This is a genomic window from Mycobacterium sp. OAE908 (genome assembly GCF_017872775.1).
Classification (GTDB): domain Bacteria; phylum Actinomycetota; class Actinomycetes; order Mycobacteriales; family Mycobacteriaceae; genus Mycobacterium.
Genome location: NZ_JAGGJL010000001.1, coordinates 3,269,105 through 3,287,021 on the forward strand (window position 1 = coordinate 3,269,105; position 17,917 = coordinate 3,287,021).

The 17,917-nt window shown below is 64.6% G+C and carries 21 protein-coding genes; 11 read left to right on the plus strand and 10 right to left on the minus strand.

The features are described 5' to 3' along the window. Window position 1: 1 nt before the first annotated feature. Both J3E61_RS16035 and J3E61_RS16040 read right to left on the minus strand, forming a co-directional pair. A complete protein-coding gene (locus J3E61_RS16035; protein WP_210084207.1) occupies window positions 2-1,168 on the minus strand; it encodes an acyl-CoA dehydrogenase family protein in 1,167 nt (388 codons plus the stop codon). Then, window positions 1,169-2,686, minus strand: a complete 1,518-nt coding sequence (locus tag J3E61_RS16040) for a CoA-acylating methylmalonate-semialdehyde dehydrogenase (protein ID WP_192722004.1) — start codon at window positions 2,684-2,686, stop codon at window positions 1,169-1,171. A gap of 119 nt (window positions 2,687-2,805) precedes the next feature. On the opposite strand from J3E61_RS16040, the gene J3E61_RS16045 reads away from it, so the two are divergent. The 3 genes from J3E61_RS16045 to J3E61_RS16055 are packed head-to-tail and all read left to right on the plus strand — an operon-like array spanning window position 2,806 to window position 4,971. Next, window positions 2,806-3,138, plus strand: coding sequence for a helix-turn-helix transcriptional regulator (locus J3E61_RS16045; RefSeq protein ID WP_210084208.1), 333 nt, complete (start codon window positions 2,806-2,808; stop codon window positions 3,136-3,138). A 10-nt stretch (window positions 3,139-3,148) separates the two neighbouring features. Further along, window positions 3,149-4,012: a PhzF family phenazine biosynthesis protein gene (locus tag J3E61_RS16050; RefSeq protein ID WP_210084209.1), complete on the plus strand. Its 864-nt coding sequence runs from the start codon at window positions 3,149-3,151 to the stop codon at window positions 4,010-4,012. Beyond that, complete coding sequence (locus tag J3E61_RS16055; protein ID WP_210084210.1) at window positions 4,009-4,971, plus strand: hypothetical protein; 963 nt, start codon at window positions 4,009-4,011, stop codon at window positions 4,969-4,971. Before J3E61_RS16050 ends, J3E61_RS16055 begins: the two co-directional genes overlap by 4 nt. 4 nt (window positions 4,972-4,975) lie before the next feature. On the opposite strand, the gene J3E61_RS16060 is transcribed toward J3E61_RS16055, so the two are convergent. Genes J3E61_RS16060 through J3E61_RS16090 form a run of 7 tightly spaced genes read right to left on the minus strand, consistent with a single transcriptional unit; the run spans window position 4,976 to window position 12,330 of the window. Beyond that, entirely contained in the window at window positions 4,976-5,779 is an 804-nt protein-coding gene (locus J3E61_RS16060) for an enoyl-CoA hydratase/isomerase family protein (RefSeq protein ID WP_192722000.1), read from the minus strand. Continuing rightward, on the minus strand, window positions 5,776-6,378 hold the full coding sequence (gene rfbC / locus J3E61_RS16065; protein ID WP_192721999.1) for a dTDP-4-dehydrorhamnose 3,5-epimerase: 603 nt from the start codon (window positions 6,376-6,378) through the stop codon (window positions 5,776-5,778). The genes J3E61_RS16060 and rfbC overlap by 4 nt, the downstream gene beginning before the upstream one ends. Next, entirely contained in the window at window positions 6,375-7,370 is a 996-nt protein-coding gene (gene rfbB / locus J3E61_RS16070) for a dTDP-glucose 4,6-dehydratase (protein ID WP_210084211.1), read from the minus strand. Before rfbB ends, rfbC begins: the two co-directional genes overlap by 4 nt. Before the next feature lie 39 nt (window positions 7,371-7,409). Then, entirely contained in the window at window positions 7,410-8,252 is an 843-nt protein-coding gene (locus tag J3E61_RS16075) for an LLM class F420-dependent oxidoreductase (protein ID WP_210084212.1), read from the minus strand. 14 nt (window positions 8,253-8,266) lie between these two features. Next, complete coding sequence (locus J3E61_RS16080; protein ID WP_210084213.1) at window positions 8,267-9,103, minus strand: LLM class F420-dependent oxidoreductase; 837 nt, start codon at window positions 9,101-9,103, stop codon at window positions 8,267-8,269. Window positions 9,104-9,132: 29 nt separating this feature from the next. Then, window positions 9,133-10,614 carry a cyclic nucleotide-binding domain-containing protein gene (locus J3E61_RS16085; protein WP_210084214.1) on the minus strand — a complete coding sequence of 494 codons (1,482 nt, stop codon included), beginning with the start codon at window positions 10,612-10,614 and terminating at the stop codon, window positions 9,133-9,135. 15 nt (window positions 10,615-10,629) lie between these two features. Further along, a complete protein-coding gene (locus J3E61_RS16090) occupies window positions 10,630-12,330 on the minus strand; it encodes an FAD-dependent oxidoreductase (RefSeq protein ID WP_210084215.1) in 1,701 nt (566 codons plus the stop codon). Between the two features lie 236 nt (window positions 12,331-12,566). Between J3E61_RS16090 and infA the strand changes: the two genes are divergently transcribed. The 8 genes from infA (at window position 12,567) to truA (ending at window position 17,174) form a co-directional block, all read left to right on the plus strand. Next, complete coding sequence (gene infA / locus J3E61_RS16095) at window positions 12,567-12,788, plus strand: translation initiation factor IF-1 (protein ID WP_003418601.1); 222 nt, start codon at window positions 12,567-12,569, stop codon at window positions 12,786-12,788. 31 nt (window positions 12,789-12,819) lie between these two features. Further along, entirely contained in the window at window positions 12,820-12,933 is a 114-nt protein-coding gene (gene rpmJ / locus J3E61_RS16100) for a 50S ribosomal protein L36 (RefSeq protein ID WP_003879483.1), read from the plus strand. 158 nt (window positions 12,934-13,091) lie between these two features. Then, window positions 13,092-13,466 (plus strand): 30S ribosomal protein S13, encoded by a 375-nt coding sequence (rpsM, locus tag J3E61_RS16105; protein WP_015305085.1) that lies wholly within the window; start codon window positions 13,092-13,094, stop codon window positions 13,464-13,466. 4 nt (window positions 13,467-13,470) lie between these two features. Beyond that, window positions 13,471-13,887 carry a 30S ribosomal protein S11 gene (rpsK, locus tag J3E61_RS16110; protein ID WP_015305086.1) on the plus strand — a complete coding sequence of 139 codons (417 nt, stop codon included), beginning with the start codon at window positions 13,471-13,473 and terminating at the stop codon, window positions 13,885-13,887. 14 nt (window positions 13,888-13,901) lie between these two features. After that, window positions 13,902-14,507, plus strand: coding sequence for a 30S ribosomal protein S4 (rpsD, locus tag J3E61_RS16115; RefSeq protein ID WP_192721992.1), 606 nt, complete (start codon window positions 13,902-13,904; stop codon window positions 14,505-14,507). 76 nt (window positions 14,508-14,583) lie between these two features. Beyond that, a complete protein-coding gene (locus J3E61_RS16120; protein ID WP_192721991.1) occupies window positions 14,584-15,636 on the plus strand; it encodes a DNA-directed RNA polymerase subunit alpha in 1,053 nt (350 codons plus the stop codon). 55 nt (window positions 15,637-15,691) lie between these two features. Then, on the plus strand, window positions 15,692-16,294 hold the full coding sequence (gene rplQ, locus J3E61_RS16125; protein WP_210084216.1) for a 50S ribosomal protein L17: 603 nt from the start codon (window positions 15,692-15,694) through the stop codon (window positions 16,292-16,294). Between the two features lie 10 nt (window positions 16,295-16,304). After that, window positions 16,305-17,174, plus strand: a complete 870-nt coding sequence (truA, locus tag J3E61_RS16130) for a tRNA pseudouridine(38-40) synthase TruA (protein ID WP_210084217.1) — start codon at window positions 16,305-16,307, stop codon at window positions 17,172-17,174. Here the strand turns inward: truA and J3E61_RS16135 are convergent. Further along, a complete protein-coding gene (locus tag J3E61_RS16135; protein WP_210084218.1) occupies window positions 17,171-17,866 on the minus strand; it encodes a cutinase family protein in 696 nt (231 codons plus the stop codon). The genes truA and J3E61_RS16135 overlap by 4 nt on opposite strands. Between the last annotated feature and the right edge of the window lie 51 nt (window positions 17,867-17,917).

The following is a 17,917-nucleotide window of genomic DNA, read 5'->3' on the forward strand; positions in this document are numbered from 1 at the left end:
CTTACGCGGACGCGCGGGCCCGGGCAGCCGCTGCCCGACCGATGACCACACGCATGATTTCATTGGTTCCCTCGAGGATGCGGTGCACCCGCAGATCGCGGACGATCTTCTCCAGCCCGTACTCGCGCAGATAGCCGTAGCCGCCGTGCAATTGCAGTGCTTGATCGGCGACGTCATAGCAGGCGTCGGTGACGTAGCGCTTGGCCATCGCGCACAGCTCGACCTTGTCGGGATGATTCTCGTCGAGCGCAGTTGCCGCGCGCCACAACAAGGTTCGCGACGTCTGCAACGCGGTGGCCATGTCGGCGAGCGTGAACCGCACGGTGGGTTCATCGAGCAGCGAGCCGCCGAACGCCTGGCGGTCGGCAAGGTAACTCGACGCCTTGTCGAAGGCGGCCTGCGCCCCGCCAAGCGAGCAGGCGGCGATGTTGATCCGGCCGCCGTTCAGCCCGTTCATCGCGACACCGAACCCGGTGCCTTCGCCGTCGGCGCCCCCCAGCATCGCGTCGGCGGGCACGCGGACGCCCTCGAACACGACCTGCGCGGTGGGCTGCGCGTTCCAGCCCATCTTCTGCTCCTCGGCGCCGAAACTCAGCCCCGGCGTGTCCTTTTCGACGACGAACGCGGAGATGCCGCGGGGGCCATCCGCACCCGTGCGGGCCATCACGACATAGACATCGGAGGTGCCTGCACCGGAGATGAACTGCTTGACACCGTCGATGACGTAATCACCACCCTCGCGGACGGCCTTCGTACGCAACGCACTGGCGTCCGAACCCGCGCCCGGTTCGGTCAGGCAGTAGGAGGCGATGGCCTCCATTGACGCCAGCCGCGGCACCAGCGACTTGCGTTGCTGATCGGTACCGAAGCTGTCGATCATCCATGCGCACATGTTGTGTATCGACAGGAACGCCGCGATGGCCGGGCACGCTTTCGCGAGCTCCTCGAAGATGCGCACCGCATCGAGCCGACGCAGCTCGCTGCCGCCCGCGTCGTCGCGGCAGTAGATGGCCGCCATCCCGAGCTCGGCCGCCTCGCGCAATACGTCGGTGGGGAAGTGGTGCTCGGCATCCCACTCCAATGCGTATGGCGCAAGGCGCTTTTCGGCGAACGCGGCCGCCGTCTCGGCGATCACGCGTTCGTCGTCGTCCAACCCGAAGTAGTCCATTTACTTCATGGTCGGGATGACGAACTCGGCGCCATGGCTACCCGCCGGCCAACGCTGCGTCACCGTCTTGGTCTTGGTGTAGAACATGATCGACGACGGGCCATGCTGATTGAGATCGCCGAAACCGGACCGCTTCCAGCCGCCGAAGGTGTGGTAGGCCACCGGCACCGGGATCGGCACGTTGACGCCCACCATGCCGACCTGAACGCGGGACACGAAGTCGCGCGCGGTGTCGCCGTCACGGGTGAAGATCGCCACGCCGTTGCCGTATTCGTGTTCGGACGGCAGCGCGAGCGCCTCCTCGTAATCCTTGGCGCGCACGATGCACAGCACCGGGCCGAAGATCTCGTCGGTGTAAATCGACATGTCGGGGGTGACGTGGTCGAACAGGGTGGGGCCGATGAAGTAGCCACCCTCGAGGTTGGCGTCGCCGAACTGCAGGTCGTCGCTGGTGCGTTCGCGGCCGTCGACCACCGCCTCTGCTCCCGCGGCCACGCCCTGGCCGATGTAGTCCTTCACCCTGGCCAGTGCCGCTTCGGTGACCAGCGGGCCGTAGTCGGCCTTCGGGTCGAGGCTGTGACCGACGCGCAGGTTGTTGACGCGTTCAATCAGCCTGGCGCGCAGCCGGTCTGCGGTCTGCTCGCCGACGGGCACGGCCACGCTGATGGCCATGCAGCGCTCGCCGGCACTGCCGTAACCCGCGCCGATCAACGCGTCGACCGCGTTGTCCATGTCCGCGTCGGGCATCACGATCATGTGGTTCTTCGCGCCGCCGAAGCACTGCGCACGCTTGCCGTGTGCCGCCGCGCCGGAGTAGATGTACTGCGCGATGTCGGAGCTGCCGACGAAGCCGACGGCCTGGATGACCGGGTGCTCGAGGATCGCGTCGACGGCTTCCTTGTCGCCGTGCACCACCTGGAAGACGCCGGGCGGCAAGCCGGCCTGCAGGAACAGTTCGGCCAGCCGGACGGGCACTGACGGGTCGCGTTCACTGGGCTTGAGGATGAACGCGTTGCCGCACGCGAGCGCGGGGCCCGCCTTCCACAGCGGGATCATCGCGGGGAAGTTGAACGGCGTGATACCCGCGACGACGCCGAGTGGCTGGCGCAGTGAGTACACATCGATACCGGGGCCTGCCCCTTCGGTGTACTCACCCTTGCTCAGGTGTGGGATGCCGATCGCGAACTCGATGACCTCGATGCCGCGCTGGATGTCGCCCTTGGAGTCGGCGACCGTCTTGCCATGCTCCAAACTGAGGAGTTCCGCCAACTCTTCTAGGTGCTGGTTGACCAGGTCGATGAACTTCATCATCACGCGGGCCCGGCGCTGGGGGTTCCACGCCGCCCACTCCTTCTGGGCCTCGGCAGCGCCTGCGACCGCGGCGTCGACATCGGCCCGTGATGCCATCGGCACCTTGGCCTGCACCTCGCCAGTGCTGGGATTCATCACGTCGGCGGTACGCGTCGACTGTCCGGCGGTGCGCTTGCCGTCGATGAAATGCGAAATCTGTGTGGTCATGAGTCTGTCCCTCGCCCGAATGGCTGAATACTAGGACATCCTAGTATTGGAGCGCTCGGTGTGGCAAGTGACCCGAGACGGGCGTTGACATAGGGGACCGCGGAGGCTAGTTTGCATTTATGCGAAATAGCGAATCGGTGGATGCACCCGGTGCGCTACTCAAGACGATCAAGGCCGTTTCGAGTCCCGTGCGACTGGAAGTCCTGTCCTTGCTCAAAGATCCGATTGCGAACTTCCCGCCGCAGACCGACGGTGATCTCATCAGGGATGGTGTCTGCGCCGACTTCATCCGGGACAAGCTGGGCATCGCGGCTGCAACCGCATCGCGTCACCTCACCTTGTTGACCGAGGCTGGACTCTTGACGGCGACGCGCAAGAAAGGCTGGACCTTTTATCGCCGTGACGAGTCGGCCATCACACGGTTCACCGACATTCTGAAGTCCGAGCTGTGACGAGAATGCGGTGAATCTCGCCTATCGCCATGTCGACGTCTTCAGTGAGATTCCCTTCGGCGGCAACAGCTTACCGGTGTTCTACGACACTCCGGAGTTGACTGCGGACCAGATGCTGCGCATCACCCAGGAGTTGCGCCATTTCGAAGCGATCTTTCTCCAACCGTCAGAACAGGCATGCACCGTCCGGGCCCGCATCTTCGATCTCTTCGACGAATTGCCCTTCGCGGGACACCCGATCATCGGGGCGGCGGCCGTCATCCATGAGCGCTCCCAGGCGGCAGGCAGGAAAACCTGGCGTTTCGAACTGCCAAGTAGGACTGTCGAAGTCGCGACCAAAGCTACCGCAGGCGGCTATTCGGGTTGGCTCGACCAGGGCCCGCCGGACTTTCTGGGTTCGCTCGGTGACGCGGGTGACATCGCCCGTGCCTTGAACCTCGCGCCGGCGGATCTCGCCGCAGACCTACCCGTCGAAGTGGTCAGCACCGGACTTCGCTATCTGATCGTGCCGGTCCGGCCGGGCGTCTTGGCGCGGGCTCGAATCAGAAGCGACATCACGGAATTACTGACGGAAGTCAACGCCCAGTTCGCGGTGGTGTTCGACGAATCCGCTGTCGAAGTGCGGCACTGGAACAACGACGGAATCATCGAGGATGTTGCCACCGGTAGCGCCGCAGGCACGATCGGCGCTTACCGACTACGCCACGGACTGATCCGCGGCGGTGACAGCTTCACCCTGAATCAGGGCCGATTCACCGGCCGCCCAAGTCAATTGCGCGTGTTGCCGGAAGGCAGCGCAGAGCACATCGAAACAGTAAAAGTAGGCGGCGATGTCTCATTCGTAGGCCACGGCATGATCGAGGTACTTCCGTGACAACGGCAATCTCTGCAAGCGACATCCGGGCCTGTGTCGGTTTCGAGGATCTGATCGAACCAGTGTCACGGGCGTTTGAGGAGTCGAGCGCGGGTCTTGCCGACAATGGTCTGGTCGTCATGTTTCCCGCCGAGACCCGCGAACTGGGTGATGTCTATGTCAAGACCGGCACCCTGCGCGGCCACGGCGTATACATCGTCAAGGTGTCGCCGTGGTTCAACGCAAACGTCGAAAGCGGGTCACCGCAAGGCGGTTTCGTCGGTGTCTTCGACAGCAAGACGGGGCGAACGATCGCACTGTTGAACGATGAGCATTACCTCTCAGACGTCCGGACCGCCGCGGCAGGCGCGCTCGCTGCTCGCCTGCTCGCGCCGTCCGCCGTGCAGACCGTCGCTGTGCTCGGCGCCGGCGTACAAGCTTATTGGCAGCCCTTGGCGCTCTACGGCGAACGCCCCTTCTCGAATTTGTTGATCTGGGCCCGCAATTCGCAGAAGGCCCAGCAGCTCAAGGCGCGGCTGAGTGGAAGACTGCCGGGTGTCGACATCCGTTGTGAGTCCGATATCGAAGAGGCCGTTCGCAGCGCGGACGTCTTGATCACCGCGACGCAGGCGCGTGAACCGCTGGTGCAGGGCGCGTGGTTGCATCCGGGTATGCACATCACCGCAGTCGGCGCCGACGATGCCACCAAGTGCGAACTCGATTCAACGGCGCTTCGACATGCTCGCGTCTTTGTCGACACGCGAGAAAGCGCCGCAGCCAACGGCGATGTTCACCGAGCGATGTGCAGTGGCCGGTACGCATTGGAAGAGTTGTCGGGCGAGTTGGGTGAGGTGATCTCCGGCAAGACTGCGGGCCGCACGTCGGAAAACGACGTCACCATCGCGAAATTCGTCGGGATCGGCGCGCAAGACCTCGTCGCTGCGGAGGTCACGTTGGCGAAATTGGGTATCGGCGCGTGACGAATCACGTTTCGGGGTGGGTACCGGCCCGGCCAACATCTGTTTTGTCGAAGAACTGACTCAACAAGGTACGAGCCTCGTTCTTGTCGACGCAGGTGTAGGAGTTCCAGCCCTCGATCCGTAGCTGATCGTCCAGCGGCTTACCGACGACTTCTAGGACGGTCTCCTTGGCGGAGCGGACCGCTCGTTGAGAGTTGCGCAGGATCTGATGGGCCAGCAGCTCAGCCGCGTCCATAAGCTGTTCGTGGGGAACGACTTTCGCCACCATGTTGCATTGCAAAGCGCGTTGGGCGTCGATCGGCTCGGCGGTGAGGACCATCTGCATTGCCACGCCGACGCCGCATGTGTTGACCAGCCGGGTGATTCCGCCGTCACCGTGATGAAACCCGCGCCGCGCTTCGAACGATCCGAACATCGCGCGATCGGAAGCCACTCGCAGATCGCAGGCCATCGCCAGTTCGAGCCCTCCGGCCAATGCCCACCCGTTGACGGCGGCGATGGTCGGCTTGGTGATTCGATGCAGCCCGCGGGTGATGCCGCCGAATCCGAGGTCGACGATGTCCCGAACCCGACTCGGCGAGGCGTCCACGTAATTGAGCGGCACATAGGTCGCGAGATCGGCGCCTGCGCAAAAGGCGTCACCGGTACCCGTCAGGATCGCGACATCGGCCTCATCGTTGTCACGGAAGTCGGCCCACACGCGGCAAAGCTCGTCGTGCATGTCCGGCGTAACCGCGTTCTTCGAGGCCGGCCGATTGAGCGTGACGTAAGCGATTCTGTCTCGAACGTCATAACCGACTTCGATCATCGGCGAAGCCGGTCGATGAAGGCGCGCGTCTCGTCCCAGGTCGGCAGGAGGCCGGCAGCCTGCACTTCCGACAGCGTCGGAGCCTCGCGATCGCGGTCGGAGAGGATCGGTTCGCCGTCCACCGAGGGCCATGCGATGTCCAGCGCCGGATCGAGGGCGTTGATCGTGTGTTCGCGACCGGGGGCGTAGCCCGCAGAGCACAGGTACATGACCGTCGAGTCGTCGTCGAGTGCCAGGAAGGCGTGGCCAAGTCCCTCGGAGATGTAGACCGTGCGGCGGTCTTGCGCGTCGAGCACCACGGCATCCCATTTGCCGAATGTCGGTGAACCGACCCGGATGTCGACGACCACGTCGAACACCGACCCGTGCAGACACGTCACGTATTTCGCCTGACTCGGCGGCAGCTGGGCGAAATGCACGCCGCGCAGCACGCCCGCCGACGACACCGAGCAGTTGGCCTGGTGCAGATCGAGCGGGTGCCCCGCGAACTCGGTGAATGCCGAATCGGTGAACCATTCGAAGAACAGGCCACGCGAATCGGTGTGCACCTGCGGAGTGATCTCCCACGCACCGGCGACGGACAGCTCACGAGCTTTCACTGGCCACGCTCCTCGTACTCGGCCTCGACCGCGTCTTTCAGTGGGCGCCACCAGGATTCGTTGTTGCGATACCAGTCGATGGTGTCGCGAAGGCCGTCCTCGAAGTCGGTGTGCTTGGGAGCCCAGCCCAGTTCGTTGTACAGCGTTGACGGGTCGATCGCGTAGCGGAGGTCGTGTCCGGCCCGGTCGGTGACGTGATCGAAGTCATCAGGATCGCGATCCATCAGCCGCAGAATGCTGCGCATGACCGATAGATTGTCCCGTTCTCCTTCTGCGCCAATGAGATACGTGCGACCAATCTGACCGTCGGCGAGGATTCGCCACACCGCGCTGTTGTGGTCCTCGACGTGAATCCAGTCGCGAACGTTCGCGCCGGTGCCGTACAGCTTGGGGCGTCGGCCCGACAACACGTTGGTGATCTGGCGCGGGATGAACTTCTCCACGTGTTGATAGGGGCCGTAGTTGTTGGAGCAGTTCGAGATCGTCGCGGCAACGCCGTAGGAGCGCACCCACGCGCGCACCAGCAGATCGGCGCCGGCCTTGGTCGACGAATAGGGGCTGGACGGGTTGTAGGGCGTCGACTCGGTGAACCGTTGCGCGGAGCCCAGTCCGAGGTCGCCGTACACCTCGTCGGTCGACACGTGATGCAGCCGAACCCCGTGGCGGCGCACAGCCTCCAACACCGTGTAGGTGCCGACGACATTGGTGTGCACGAACGGCTCGGGGTCGAACAGTGCGTTGTCGACGTGGGTTTCCGCTGCGAAGTGCACGACCGCATCCGCCTCGGCGACGAGCTTGGCCACCAACTCTGCATCGGTGATATTGCCCTGCACCAAGCGGATATCGTCCTCAACCGGGGTCAACGACTCGCGGCTGCCCGCATAGGTCAGCGCATCGAGCACCGTCACAGCGTCCTCGGGGCGCTCGCGCACACTACTGTGCACGAAGTTGGCGCCGATGAAACCCGCGCCACCGGTGACCAGCAACCGCATGGTCAAACCCTAGCGGGCCGCCGGCGGACGGTCCGGCATTCAGCCCTTCAGCCCGAGTGGCCCCGCCAGTTCGGTCAGGGTCGGCAACAGCTTGTCGTCGCCGCCGAGCACCTGAATCAACACCGAATCAGCGCCCGCGGCCAGGTGCTCGCCCAGCCGCTTGGCGATGTCGTCGGCGCTGCCATGGGCAACCACCGCGTCGATCAGCTTGTCGCTGCCGGGCTTCGCGATGTCCTCGTCGGTGAAACCGAGCCGCTTCCAATTGTTCAGGTAGTTGCTCAGATTTAGGTAGAAGTCGACGGTCTTGCGGCCGATCGCGCGGGCTTCGTCGGCGTCCGTTGTCAGCACCACCTTGTGCTCGGGCGCCAAATACACCGAGGAGCCGATCCATTCGCGTGCCTGCGCGGTGTGCTCCGGCGTCGTCAGATACGGGTGTGCGCCCGCGCTGCGCTTCGCTGCCAGCTCGTGCACCTTCTTGCCCAGCGCGGCGATCACCCGCCGGCTGGTCGGCACCTGCTTGGCGTCGAGCACGTCGAGGTAGTCGACCAGTGCGTCGTACGGCTTGCGGTACTCCTGCGTGTGCTCCGGATGCCCGACGCCGACACCGAGCAGGAAGCGGCCCGGGTACGCCTTCTCGATGCGGTGATAGGAGTCCGCGACCTCGTTGGCGTCGGCCGTCCAGATGTTGACGATGCCCGTGGCCACCGTAAGCGTCTGCGTCTGTTCGAGAATCGGTTCGACGAACGACAGGTCGGCCGCCGGCGACCCGCCGACCCACAGTGAGCCATATCCGAGCTTCTCGATTTCGACGGCTGCTTCGGGTCCCGGCGACCCGAAGGTCCAGACCCCTACGCGGCCGAGGTCGGGCTTGAGTTCAGTCATGTTCGTCCCTTCGTCTACTGCAGGCCGAGCGGCCCGGCGAGTTCGGCAAGTGCTGGCACCAATTTGTCGGGCGACGTCAGCACCTGCACGGGCACGTGATCGGCGCCGGCGTCGAGGTGCTCCTTCAGTCGCGCAGCGATGGCGTCGACCGTGCCGTAGGCGACGACGGCGTCCACCAGACGGTCACTACCCGGTTTGGCGATCTCTTCATCACTGAACCCGAGACGTTTCCAGCTGTTGAGGTAATTCTTCAGGTTGAGGTAAATCTCGAGGGCCTTGCGGCCGACCTCGCGAGCCTTCTCGGCGTCGGTGGTCAACACCACCTTGTGCTCGGGGGCGATGAACGCGTCGGGTCCGAGCAGTTCGCGCGCCTCGGCGGTGTGTTCGGGCGTCGTCAGATATGGATGCGGACCCGCGGCGCGATCCGCAGACAGCTTCAACACCTTGGGACCCAGCGCGGCGACCACTCGGCGGTTCTTCGGAACGCCGTATTCGTCGAGCTTGTCGAGGTACTCGGTGAGGGCATCGATCGGCTTGCGGAACTCCTGATTCGCCTCGGGATGGCCGACGCCGATGCCCAGCAGGAAGCGGCCGGGGTATGCCTTGTCGATGCGGTGGTAGGACTCGGCGACGGGTCCGGCGTCGGCGGTCCAGATGTTGACGATGCCCGTCGCAACTTGCAGCGTCGTGGTCTTCTCGAGGATCGGTTCGACCCAATCGAGCTCGGCGGGCGGCGAACCGCCAACCCATACGGCGCCGTAGCCCAGGGCCTCGATGTCTTTGGCTTGTTCCGGGGTCACTCCGCGGCCGAATGATCCGAATCGGCCAAGGTTGGGCTTCGCGTCAGTCATGGTTCGGTCAACCCCGGCGCGGCCGGTGCCTATTCCAGCCCGGCCGGAAGCTCCGTCGGCGTCGGCAGTTCCGGCGCGGGGGCCTGCAGTGGCAGCACCACGATGAACTTCGTCTCCCCGGGCCGCGACTCCACCCGCAGGTTGCCGTGATGCTTTTCGACGACGATCCGCCAGGCCAGATCGAGGCCAAGGCCGGTGCCCTCGCCGAACGGCTTCGTGGTGAAGAACGGGGTGAAGATCCGGTCGATGATCTCTTCGGGGATGCCGGGGCCGTCATCGCAGATCTCGATCCGAATCATGTCGTCGGTTTCGCGCCTGGTCCGTAACGTGAGCGTGCCGTGGCCGTCCATCGCCTGAATCGCGTTGTCGATGATGTTGGTCCAGACTTGGTTGAGATCGCCTGGGTAACAAAGCAATTCGGGCAGGGACTTGTCCATGTCCTTGACGATCTTGACCGGGCCGTCCTTGCCGACCTTCTCGCCGAACATCATCACCGTGCTCCACAACAACTCGTGGACGTTGGCGGACTGGTAGGGCGCCCGGTCCATCTGCGAGTACTGCTTGGTGCCGGCGAGCAGCGCCGAGATGCGCTTGGAAGCCTCGGCGATCCGATTCACCGAGAGTTCGGTGTCGATGGTGTACTTCAGCCACCCGATGGCGCTCTGCAGCGTCGCGGAGCAGTCGACGTCGCCGATCGACGCCTCCACTCGTTCCAGCCAGTCGATGTCGAGTCCGGCCTCGACGAACGTGGGGGCGTAATCCCACCCGCTGGCGATGCCGTGGTCCTCCAGCCAGTCGCCGATCTCGTCTTCGCGGTCCGAGGTCTCAAGCGGGCTGAGTTCGTGCGTCTTGACCTTCGCCACCTGCTCGGCCACCTCGTCCTGGATGGACACCAAGACCCGCAGCGCTTCAGGGGTGAACTTTCCGCTGGAGAGCATCGACAGCTTGTGGCGCATCTTGCCCACGTTCTCGCGCAGGTTCGATACGTCTCGTGAGATCGCCGCGGCCGGGTTGTTGAGCTGATGCGTCAGGCCAGCGGTGATGGTGCCCAATGCGAGCAGCTTTTCGCGCTGGCCGATGATCTGGCGCTGTCGCAGGCCGCCGACCATGTGCCCCTCGAGCAGATGCACAGCCATCGGGAACTGGGTCTTCATGAAGGTCGCGAACGCCTCGGCGTCGAGCACGAACAACCGGGACGGCTTCGTGACTCGCACCGATGCCTCGTAGAGGTGCTCCTCGGCGGGAACATACGCCGACCACGCACCGAAGTAGACGCCGCGCTGCGACGTCCGGCCCGTCACGATGTCCATGCCTGCCGAGCGCTTCGACATCACCACTTCGCCGTCGAGCAGGACGTAAAAACAGGTGGCGGGCTCGCCTTCGACCACAACCGGTCCCGGCTCGAACGACTGGATGTGCCCGTTGTCGCACAGCACCTGCAGCTGTCCGTCGTTCAAGGCCTCGAACAGGAACAGCGACCGCAGTTCGGTAGGCAGGCATTTCTCGCCCATGTCAGGCTCTCTTTTCTACGCGTCCGCCAAGTAGCGGTGGACCAACATCACCGCCATCGACCCTTCGCCGACGGCTGCTGCGACCCGCTTGGCGGATTCGGCACGCACATCTCCTGCAACAAACACACCCGGCACACTTGTTTCCAAGTGGTGTGGGGGACGATCGAGCGTCCATCCGGAGACGTCCTTGAGGTCGGGGCCGGACAGGATGAAACCGTGGTCGTCCTTGGCCACCACGTCGAGCCAGTCGGTGCGCGGCTCGGCGCCGATGAAGCAGCACAGCCGATCGGCTTTCACCGTTTCCTCCTCGCCGCTCTGCTTGTTGCGCAGCACCAGGCCGGTCAGGTGGTTGTCCTCGCCGAGGGTGTTGATGACCTCGGTACACACCCGGACGTTGATGTTCTCGTTCTTCTCGATCTGCTGGATCAAGTAGTAGGACATCGACGCCTCCAGTGACGGCCCTCGCACGAGCAGCGTCACCGATTTCGCCGACTTGGACATGAACATCGCGGCCTGTCCGGCCGAGTTCGCGCCACCGACGATGAAGACGTCCTCGCCCGCGCACTCACTGGAGTCGGACACCGATGCGCCGTAGAACACGCCGCGGCCGATGTAGTTGCAGGCGTTTTCGTCGGGGTCGTCCCAACAGCCTGGAACATTCTGCAGCTGACGGTAGGACACTCCGGTGGCGAGGATGACGGCCTGCGCAGCGATCGTGCTGCCGTCGGCGAACTCGATCGTGCGCGCGGTGCCGCTGTCGCCGGCGTGCAGCCGGACGGCCTTGCGGGTGGTGATGACCTCGGCGCCGAAGCGCTCGGCCTGGCGGCGCGCGGCCGTGGTCAGCTCGGCTCCCGAGATCCCCATTTCGAACCCGAGATAGTTCTCGATTCTGGAGCTGCGACCGGCTTGGCCGCCCGTGGTGGTCTCTTCGATCAGCACGGTCTTCAGGCCTTCGGAGGCGCCGTACACCGCGGCGGCGAGGCCGGCGGGTCCGCCGCCGATGACAGCGAGCTCGTACATCTCCAGCGACGGGGTGGTGGACAGGCCGAGCATGCCGGCCAGTTCGGCGTCGGTGGGCTCGACGAGCGTTTCGCCCTGTTCAGTGATGACGACAGGGAGCTGGAAGCCGTCGAGTCCGGCCGCGTCCAGAAGTTGCTTGCCCTTGGGTTCGTCGGCGGTGAACGAGCGGAACGAGTGCTGGTTGCGGGCCAGGAACTGGCGCACCTGCCATGACCGTTCGTTCCAGCGGTGCCCGATCACCTTGGTGTGCGGAATCGCGCGGTCGCCGGTGGCGTGCCACGCCTCGAGCAGCCCGTCGACCACCGGGTAGAGCTTCTCCTCCGGCGGGTCCCACGGCTTGAGCAGGTAGTGGTCCAGGTCGACGACGTTGATCGCGTCGATCGCGGCGTGGGTGTCCGCGTACGCGGTCAACAGCACCCGACGGGCGAGGGGATAGATGTCCATCGCCTCTTCGAGGAACTCGATGCCGCTCATCTGCGGCATCCGGTAGTCGGCGACGAACACGGCGACGGTGTCACCGCGCAGCTTGAGTTCGTTGAGGGTTTCCAGGGCGTCCGGGCCCGACTCGGCCCGCACGATGCGGTAGCGGTCGCCGTAGTGGCGACGAAGGTCGCGGGCGACCGCGCGGGACACCGCGGGGTCGTCGTCGACGGTCAGTATTACGGGTTTTCGGGGAGCAGAGACCGGTGCAGTCATCGGTTATAAGTATGCTCCCGTCGTCTAGCGGATATCCGCCCAGGATGTTCCCGCTGGCCTGGCCCTTCGGCGATTTTGGGGCAGGCCGCCGAGCAGGTAGTATGGACCAACGGTGCGGCTTACGCGCCGGCTCTTGCGTGCCCTGTTTCCGGAATTTCCGATCGCTGGTCCACGTTTTGTAGCTCGGAGTGAACTGCGCCGCCCAAAGGCGCCAACGATCAGGGACAACGGAGGACATGGCCAAGAAAGACGGTGCCATCGAGGTCGAGGGCCGCGTGGTCGAACCCCTGCCCAATGCGATGTTCCGCATTGAGCTGGAGAACGGACACAAGGTGCTCGCCCACATCAGCGGCAAGATGCGGCAGCACTACATCCGCATCCTGCCCGAGGACCGTGTCGTGGTGGAGCTGTCTCCCTACGACCTGTCCCGGGGCCGCATCGTTTATCGGTACAAGTAAGACGACACACAGAACAGGATCGACGACAGCCGTGAAGGTGAACCCGAGCGTCAAGCCCATTTGCGATAAATGCAGGGTGATCCGTCGGCATGGGCGGGTCATGGTGATCTGCTCAGATCCGCGCCACAAGCAGAGGCAAGGTTAGTCAGAGCTTCCGCTTGTTTTGCCGACAATTTAATGACGAAATCCCAGTACCACTGAGCGGATACGCCGCTCAATTACGTCCGGCACGGAGGCCGGACCCCACTAGATGAGGGAACGGACTGGGACCAGACCTCCGCATAGAAGAAGGAACACCGCCTGATGGCACGTCTCGTGGGCGTCGATCTTCCGCGCGATAAGCGCATGGAGATTGCCCTGACCTATATCTACGGCATCGGCCGTACCCGCTCCCAGGAGATCCTGGAAGCCACCGGCATCGACCGGAACCTGCGCACCAAGGACCTGACCGACGATCAGGTGACCCAGTTGCGTGACTACATCGAAGGCAACCTCAAGGTGGAGGGCGACCTGCGCCGCGAGGTCCAGGCCGACATTCGCCGCAAGATCGAGATCGGCTGCTACCAGGGCCTGCGGCACCGCCGCGGCCTGCCGGTGCGCGGCCAGCGGACCAAGACCAATGCGCGCACCCGCAAGGGCCCGAAGCGCACCATCGCCGGCAAGAAGAAGGCCAGGTAAGTAGATGCCACCAGCAAAAAAGGGTGCCGCTGCTCCTAAGAAGGGGCAGAAGACCCGCCGCAGGGAAAAGAAGAACGTCCCGCACGGCGCCGCGCACATCAAGAGCACGTTCAACAACACGATCGTTTCGATCACCGATCCCCAGGGCAACGTCATCGCCTGGGCCTCTTCGGGTCACGTCGGCTTCAAGGGCTCGCGTAAGTCGACCCCGTTCGCCGCGCAGTTGGCCGCCGAGAACGCTGCGCGCAAGGCGCAGGAGCACGGTGTGAAGAAGGTCGACGTGTTCGTGAAGGGCCCGGGTTCGGGCCGTGAGACCGCCATTCGGTCGTTGCAGGCCGCCGGCCTCGAGGTCGGCGCCATTTCCGACGTCACCCCGCAGCCGCACAACGGCTGCCGTCCGCCCAAGCGTCGCCGGGTCTAGGAGGAGAAGGACTTATGGCTCGTTACACCGGACCCGCCACGCGCAAGTCGCGTCGCCTCGGCGTCGACCTGGTCGGCGGCGATCAGTCGTTCGAGAAGCGTCCCTACCCGCCCGGCCAGCACGGCCGCGCCCGGGTCAAGGAAAGTGAATACCGTCAGCAGCTGCAGGAGAAGCAGAAGGCCCGCTTCACCTACGGCGTGATGGAGAAGCAGTTCCGCAAGTACTACGAAGAGGCCGTGCGCCGTCCCGGCAAGACCGGTGAGGAACTGCTGCAGATCCTCGAGAGCCGGTTGGACAACGTGATCTACCGTGCCGGCCTGGCGCGCACCCGCCGGATGGCGCGGCAGCTGGTCAGCCACGGTCACTTCACCGTCAACGGCGTGAAGGTGAACATCCCGAGCTACCGGGTGTCGCAGTACGACATCATCGACATCAAGGACAAGTCGCTCAACACACTGCCTTTCGAGGTGGCGCGTGAGACCGCGGGCGACCGTCCGATCCCGGGTTGGCTGCAGGTGGTCGGCGAACGTCAGCGCGTGCTGGTGCACCAGCTGCCCGAGCGTGCGCAGATTCAGGTGCCGCTCGCCGAGCAGCTGATCGTCGAGTTCTACTCGAAGTAAAGACTTTCCGGCCGCTCGGATAGCGGCCGGGAAACACGGCATCAAATAGCGGGTGTCGTGAAGGAGGAAAGAAAACATGCTGATTTCTCAGCGACCCACACTGGCCGAAGAGGTCAAGTCGGAGAACCGGTCCCAGTTCGTCATTGAGCCGCTGGAGCCGGGATTCGGTTATACCCTTGGCAATTCGCTTCGGCGCACGCTGCTGTCGTCCATCCCTGGCGCGGCGGTCACCAGCATCCGCATCGACGGTGTGCTGCACGAGTTCACCACTGTCCCCGGTGTGAAGGAAGACGTCACCGACATCATCCTGAACCTCAAGGGTCTGGTCGTTTCGTCCGAAGAGGACGAGCCGGTCACCATGTACCTGCGCAAGCAGGGCCCGGGTGAGGTCACCGCGGGGGATATTGTCCCGCCTGCCGGTGTGACGGTGCACAACCCCGAGATGCACATCGCGACGCTGAACGACAAGGGCAAGCTCGAGGTCGAGTTGGTCGTCGAGCGCGGCCGTGGCTACGTGCCTGCCGTGCAGAACAAGGCGTCGGGTGCCGAAATCGGCCGTATCCCAGTCGATTCCATCTACTCGCCGGTGCTCAAGGTCACCTACAAGGTGGAGGCCACCCGTGTCGAGCAGCGCACCGACTTCGACAAGCTGATCCTCGACGTCGAGACCAAGAGTTCGATCACCGCTCGCGACGCGCTGGCGTCGGCGGGCAAGACGCTGGTCGAATTGTTCGGTCTGGCACGCGAACTCAACGTCGAGGCCGAGGGCATCGAGATCGGGCCGTCGCCTGCCGAGGCCGACCACATCGCCAGCTTCGCGCTGCCGATCGACGACCTCGACCTCACGGTGCGGTCGTACAACTGCCTCAAGCGCGAGGGTGTGCACACGGTGGGCGAACTCGTCGCCCGCACGGAGTCCGATCTGCTGGACATCCGTAACTTCGGCCAGAAGTCCATCGACGAGGTGAAGATCAAGCTGCATCAGCTGGGTCTTTCGCTGAAGGACAGCCCGGCCACCTTTGATCCGTCGGAGGTCGCCGGTTACGACGTTGCCACCGGCACCTGGAACAGCGACGCCGGCTACGACCTGGACGACAACCAGGACTACGCCGAAACCGAACAGCTCTAAGAAAACCCGTCCCGGTCCTACCTGATACGGGGACCGGCCCCAATTAGGAGTAGCAATGCCCAAGCCCACCAAGGGTCCTCGCCTCGGCGGGTCGTCCTCGCACCAGAAGGCGCTGTTGGCCAACCTGGCCACCTCGCTCTTCGAGCACGGCCGGATCAAGACGACCGAGCCCAAGGCTCGGGCGTTGCGCCCCTACGCGGAGAAGCTGATCACCCACGCCAAGAAGGGCGCGTTGCACAACCGGCGCGAGGTGATGAAGAAGATCCGCGACAAGGACGTGGTGCACGCGTTGTTCGCCGAGATCGCACCGTTTTACGCCGACCGTGAGGGCGGCTACACCCGCATCATCAAGGTGGAGGCACGCAAGGGCGACAACGCCCCGATGGCCGTCATCGAGCTGGTGCGGGAGAAGACGGTGACCTCGGAGGCCAACCGGGCGCGTCGCTCCGCGGGCTCGAAGAAGACCGAGCAGCCAGTCGCGGCTGCGGCCGCACCGCAGGCTGCGGTCGAGCCCGAGGCTGCCGAGGGCCCGACCGAGGTGGAGTCAGTCGAGGACGCCAAGGTGGAAGACGCGGCCATCGAGGACGCTCAGACCGCTGAGGCCGCCGAAGAGGTCGCCGAGGCCAAGGCCGAGGACGAGGCCGACGACGCCAAGTAGTGACGCAGCTGTGAACGAACCCGCCATCGATTCCGGTGGCGGGTTTGTTCGTCTTCGGCTCGATATCGCTTACGACGGAACCGAATTCGCGGGCTGGGCGGTTCAGGCGGGGCAACGGACCGTCGCGGGGGTTCTCGACGCGGCGCTGTCGACGGTGTTCCGGGTACCGGTAGTGCTGCGCGCGGCCGGCCGCACCGACGCCGGGGTGCATGCGACCGGGCAGGTCGCTCACGTCGACGTGCCCGCCGATGCGCTGACGCACGCATATCCCCGTGCCACCCGCCCAGACGACAGTGAGTTCCTGCCGCTCGTCCGACGCTTAGGACGGTTCTTACCCGCCGATGTACGTGTGCTCGACATCAGCCGTGCCGCAGCGGGTTTCGACGCCCGGTTTTCGGCGCTGCGTCGCCACTACGTCTATCGGCTCTCGACCGCGCCGTACGGGGTCGAGCCGCGGGAGGCGCGGTTCGTGACGCCGTGGCCGAGGGCGCTCGATGTCGATGCGATGTCGACGGCATCACGACATCTGTTGGGGCTGCACGACTTCGCCGCGTTCTGCCGTCAGCGTGAGGGCGCGACCACGATCCGTGATCTGCAGCGCCTGGACTGGTCCCGCGAAGGCGACCGCGTCACCGCATATGTCAGCGCCGACGCCTTCTGCTGGTCGATGGTGCGGTCATTGGTCGGCGCGCTGCTTGCGGTCGGCGAGCATCGGCGCGAACCGGATTGGTGCGCGGGGCTTTTGACGTCGACGCAGCGGTCGAGCGATTTCGCCGCGGCGCCGCCCCGCGGCCTGACCCTTGTCGGCGTCGACTACCCGCCCGACGACGAACTCGAGGCGCGCACGAAAGTCACGCGCGAACTGCGGGTGGTCGACTAGACCCGGGCGGCGACGAAGTCGGCGGCCTGGTTCGCCATGCCGGCGCTGATGTAGGCGCTGGCGAGATGGGCGGGCCAGTTGTCTTGCCAGGTGTCGGGATCGGCCGGGTTGCAGATCGGATCCGCGCCGTGGCACAACTCGATGGTCCGCTCGCTGTAGAGCGGGTTGAAGTTCGTAATCGGTCCCACCCATGCCGACCCGTTGCCGAACAGTGCGACGGCGGCGATGTGGGTGTCGGCGCCCGCCGGCAGCGGGTTCTTGAATCCGAAGAAGTTGAACGGCAGGGCGAGGACGACGTCGGTGACCGCTGCACCGAGCGAGTAACCGCCCAGCACCAGCCTGGTGTCGGGGCAGTTGTTCATCATCGACTGGATATGCGCGCTCATGTCGTTGGCGCCGACGTCGATCTGATTGTCGGCGGGATACTGCACCGCGTACACACCGACGTTCTTGTTCGTCTTCGCCCGCAGCGCGCTGATGAACGCGTTACCCAGGGCGCCGACGCCAGGAGACTCCAACCGGCCTCGGGCGAAGATGACCTCGACGGCGGGGCAGGCCGCAGACGCTGACGGGATCACCCCCGGCGCCGGAACTGTGGCAGGTGCGATCAGCCCGGCAGTGGCAACAACCACCGCAATGGCTACGAATGCGCACCGACGGGTCCAACGACGAGAGTCAAGATCAATCCCCACTCCCGCGATCCTAACGGAATGCTGTGAACGTAACCGTCAATTTATCGTCGC

Coding starts and splice junctions, on each gene's coding strand:
- J3E61_RS16085 (WP_210084214.1), bottom strand. CDS start 10,614: ATGGGCGAGAAATGCCTGCCTACCGAACTGCGGTCGCTGTTCCTGTTC.
- rfbB (WP_210084211.1), bottom strand. CDS start 7,370: ATGCGGTTGCTGGTCACCGGTGGCGCGGGTTTCATCGGCGCCAACTTC.
- infA (WP_003418601.1), top strand. CDS start 12,567: ATGGCCAAGAAAGACGGTGCCATCGAGGTCGAGGGCCGCGTGGTCGAA.
- J3E61_RS16080 (WP_210084213.1), bottom strand. CDS start 9,103: ATGACTGACGCGAAGCCCAACCTTGGCCGATTCGGATCATTCGGCCGC.
- rpsM (WP_015305085.1), top strand. CDS start 13,092: ATGGCACGTCTCGTGGGCGTCGATCTTCCGCGCGATAAGCGCATGGAG.
- J3E61_RS16060 (WP_192722000.1), bottom strand. CDS start 5,779: ATGATCGAAGTCGGTTATGACGTTCGAGACAGAATCGCTTACGTCACG.
- J3E61_RS16045 (WP_210084208.1), top strand. CDS start 2,806: ATGCGAAATAGCGAATCGGTGGATGCACCCGGTGCGCTACTCAAGACG.
- J3E61_RS16090 (WP_210084215.1), bottom strand. CDS start 12,330: ATGACTGCACCGGTCTCTGCTCCCCGAAAACCCGTAATACTGACCGTC.
- rpsD (WP_192721992.1), top strand. CDS start 13,902: ATGGCTCGTTACACCGGACCCGCCACGCGCAAGTCGCGTCGCCTCGGC.
- rpsK (WP_015305086.1), top strand. CDS start 13,471: ATGCCACCAGCAAAAAAGGGTGCCGCTGCTCCTAAGAAGGGGCAGAAG.
- rplQ (WP_210084216.1), top strand. CDS start 15,692: ATGCCCAAGCCCACCAAGGGTCCTCGCCTCGGCGGGTCGTCCTCGCAC.
- J3E61_RS16120 (WP_192721991.1), top strand. CDS start 14,584: ATGCTGATTTCTCAGCGACCCACACTGGCCGAAGAGGTCAAGTCGGAG.
- J3E61_RS16035 (WP_210084207.1), bottom strand. CDS start 1,168: ATGGACTACTTCGGGTTGGACGACGACGAACGCGTGATCGCCGAGACG.
- J3E61_RS16040 (WP_192722004.1), bottom strand. CDS start 2,686: ATGACCACACAGATTTCGCATTTCATCGACGGCAAGCGCACCGCCGGA.
- J3E61_RS16075 (WP_210084212.1), bottom strand. CDS start 8,252: ATGACTGAACTCAAGCCCGACCTCGGCCGCGTAGGGGTCTGGACCTTC.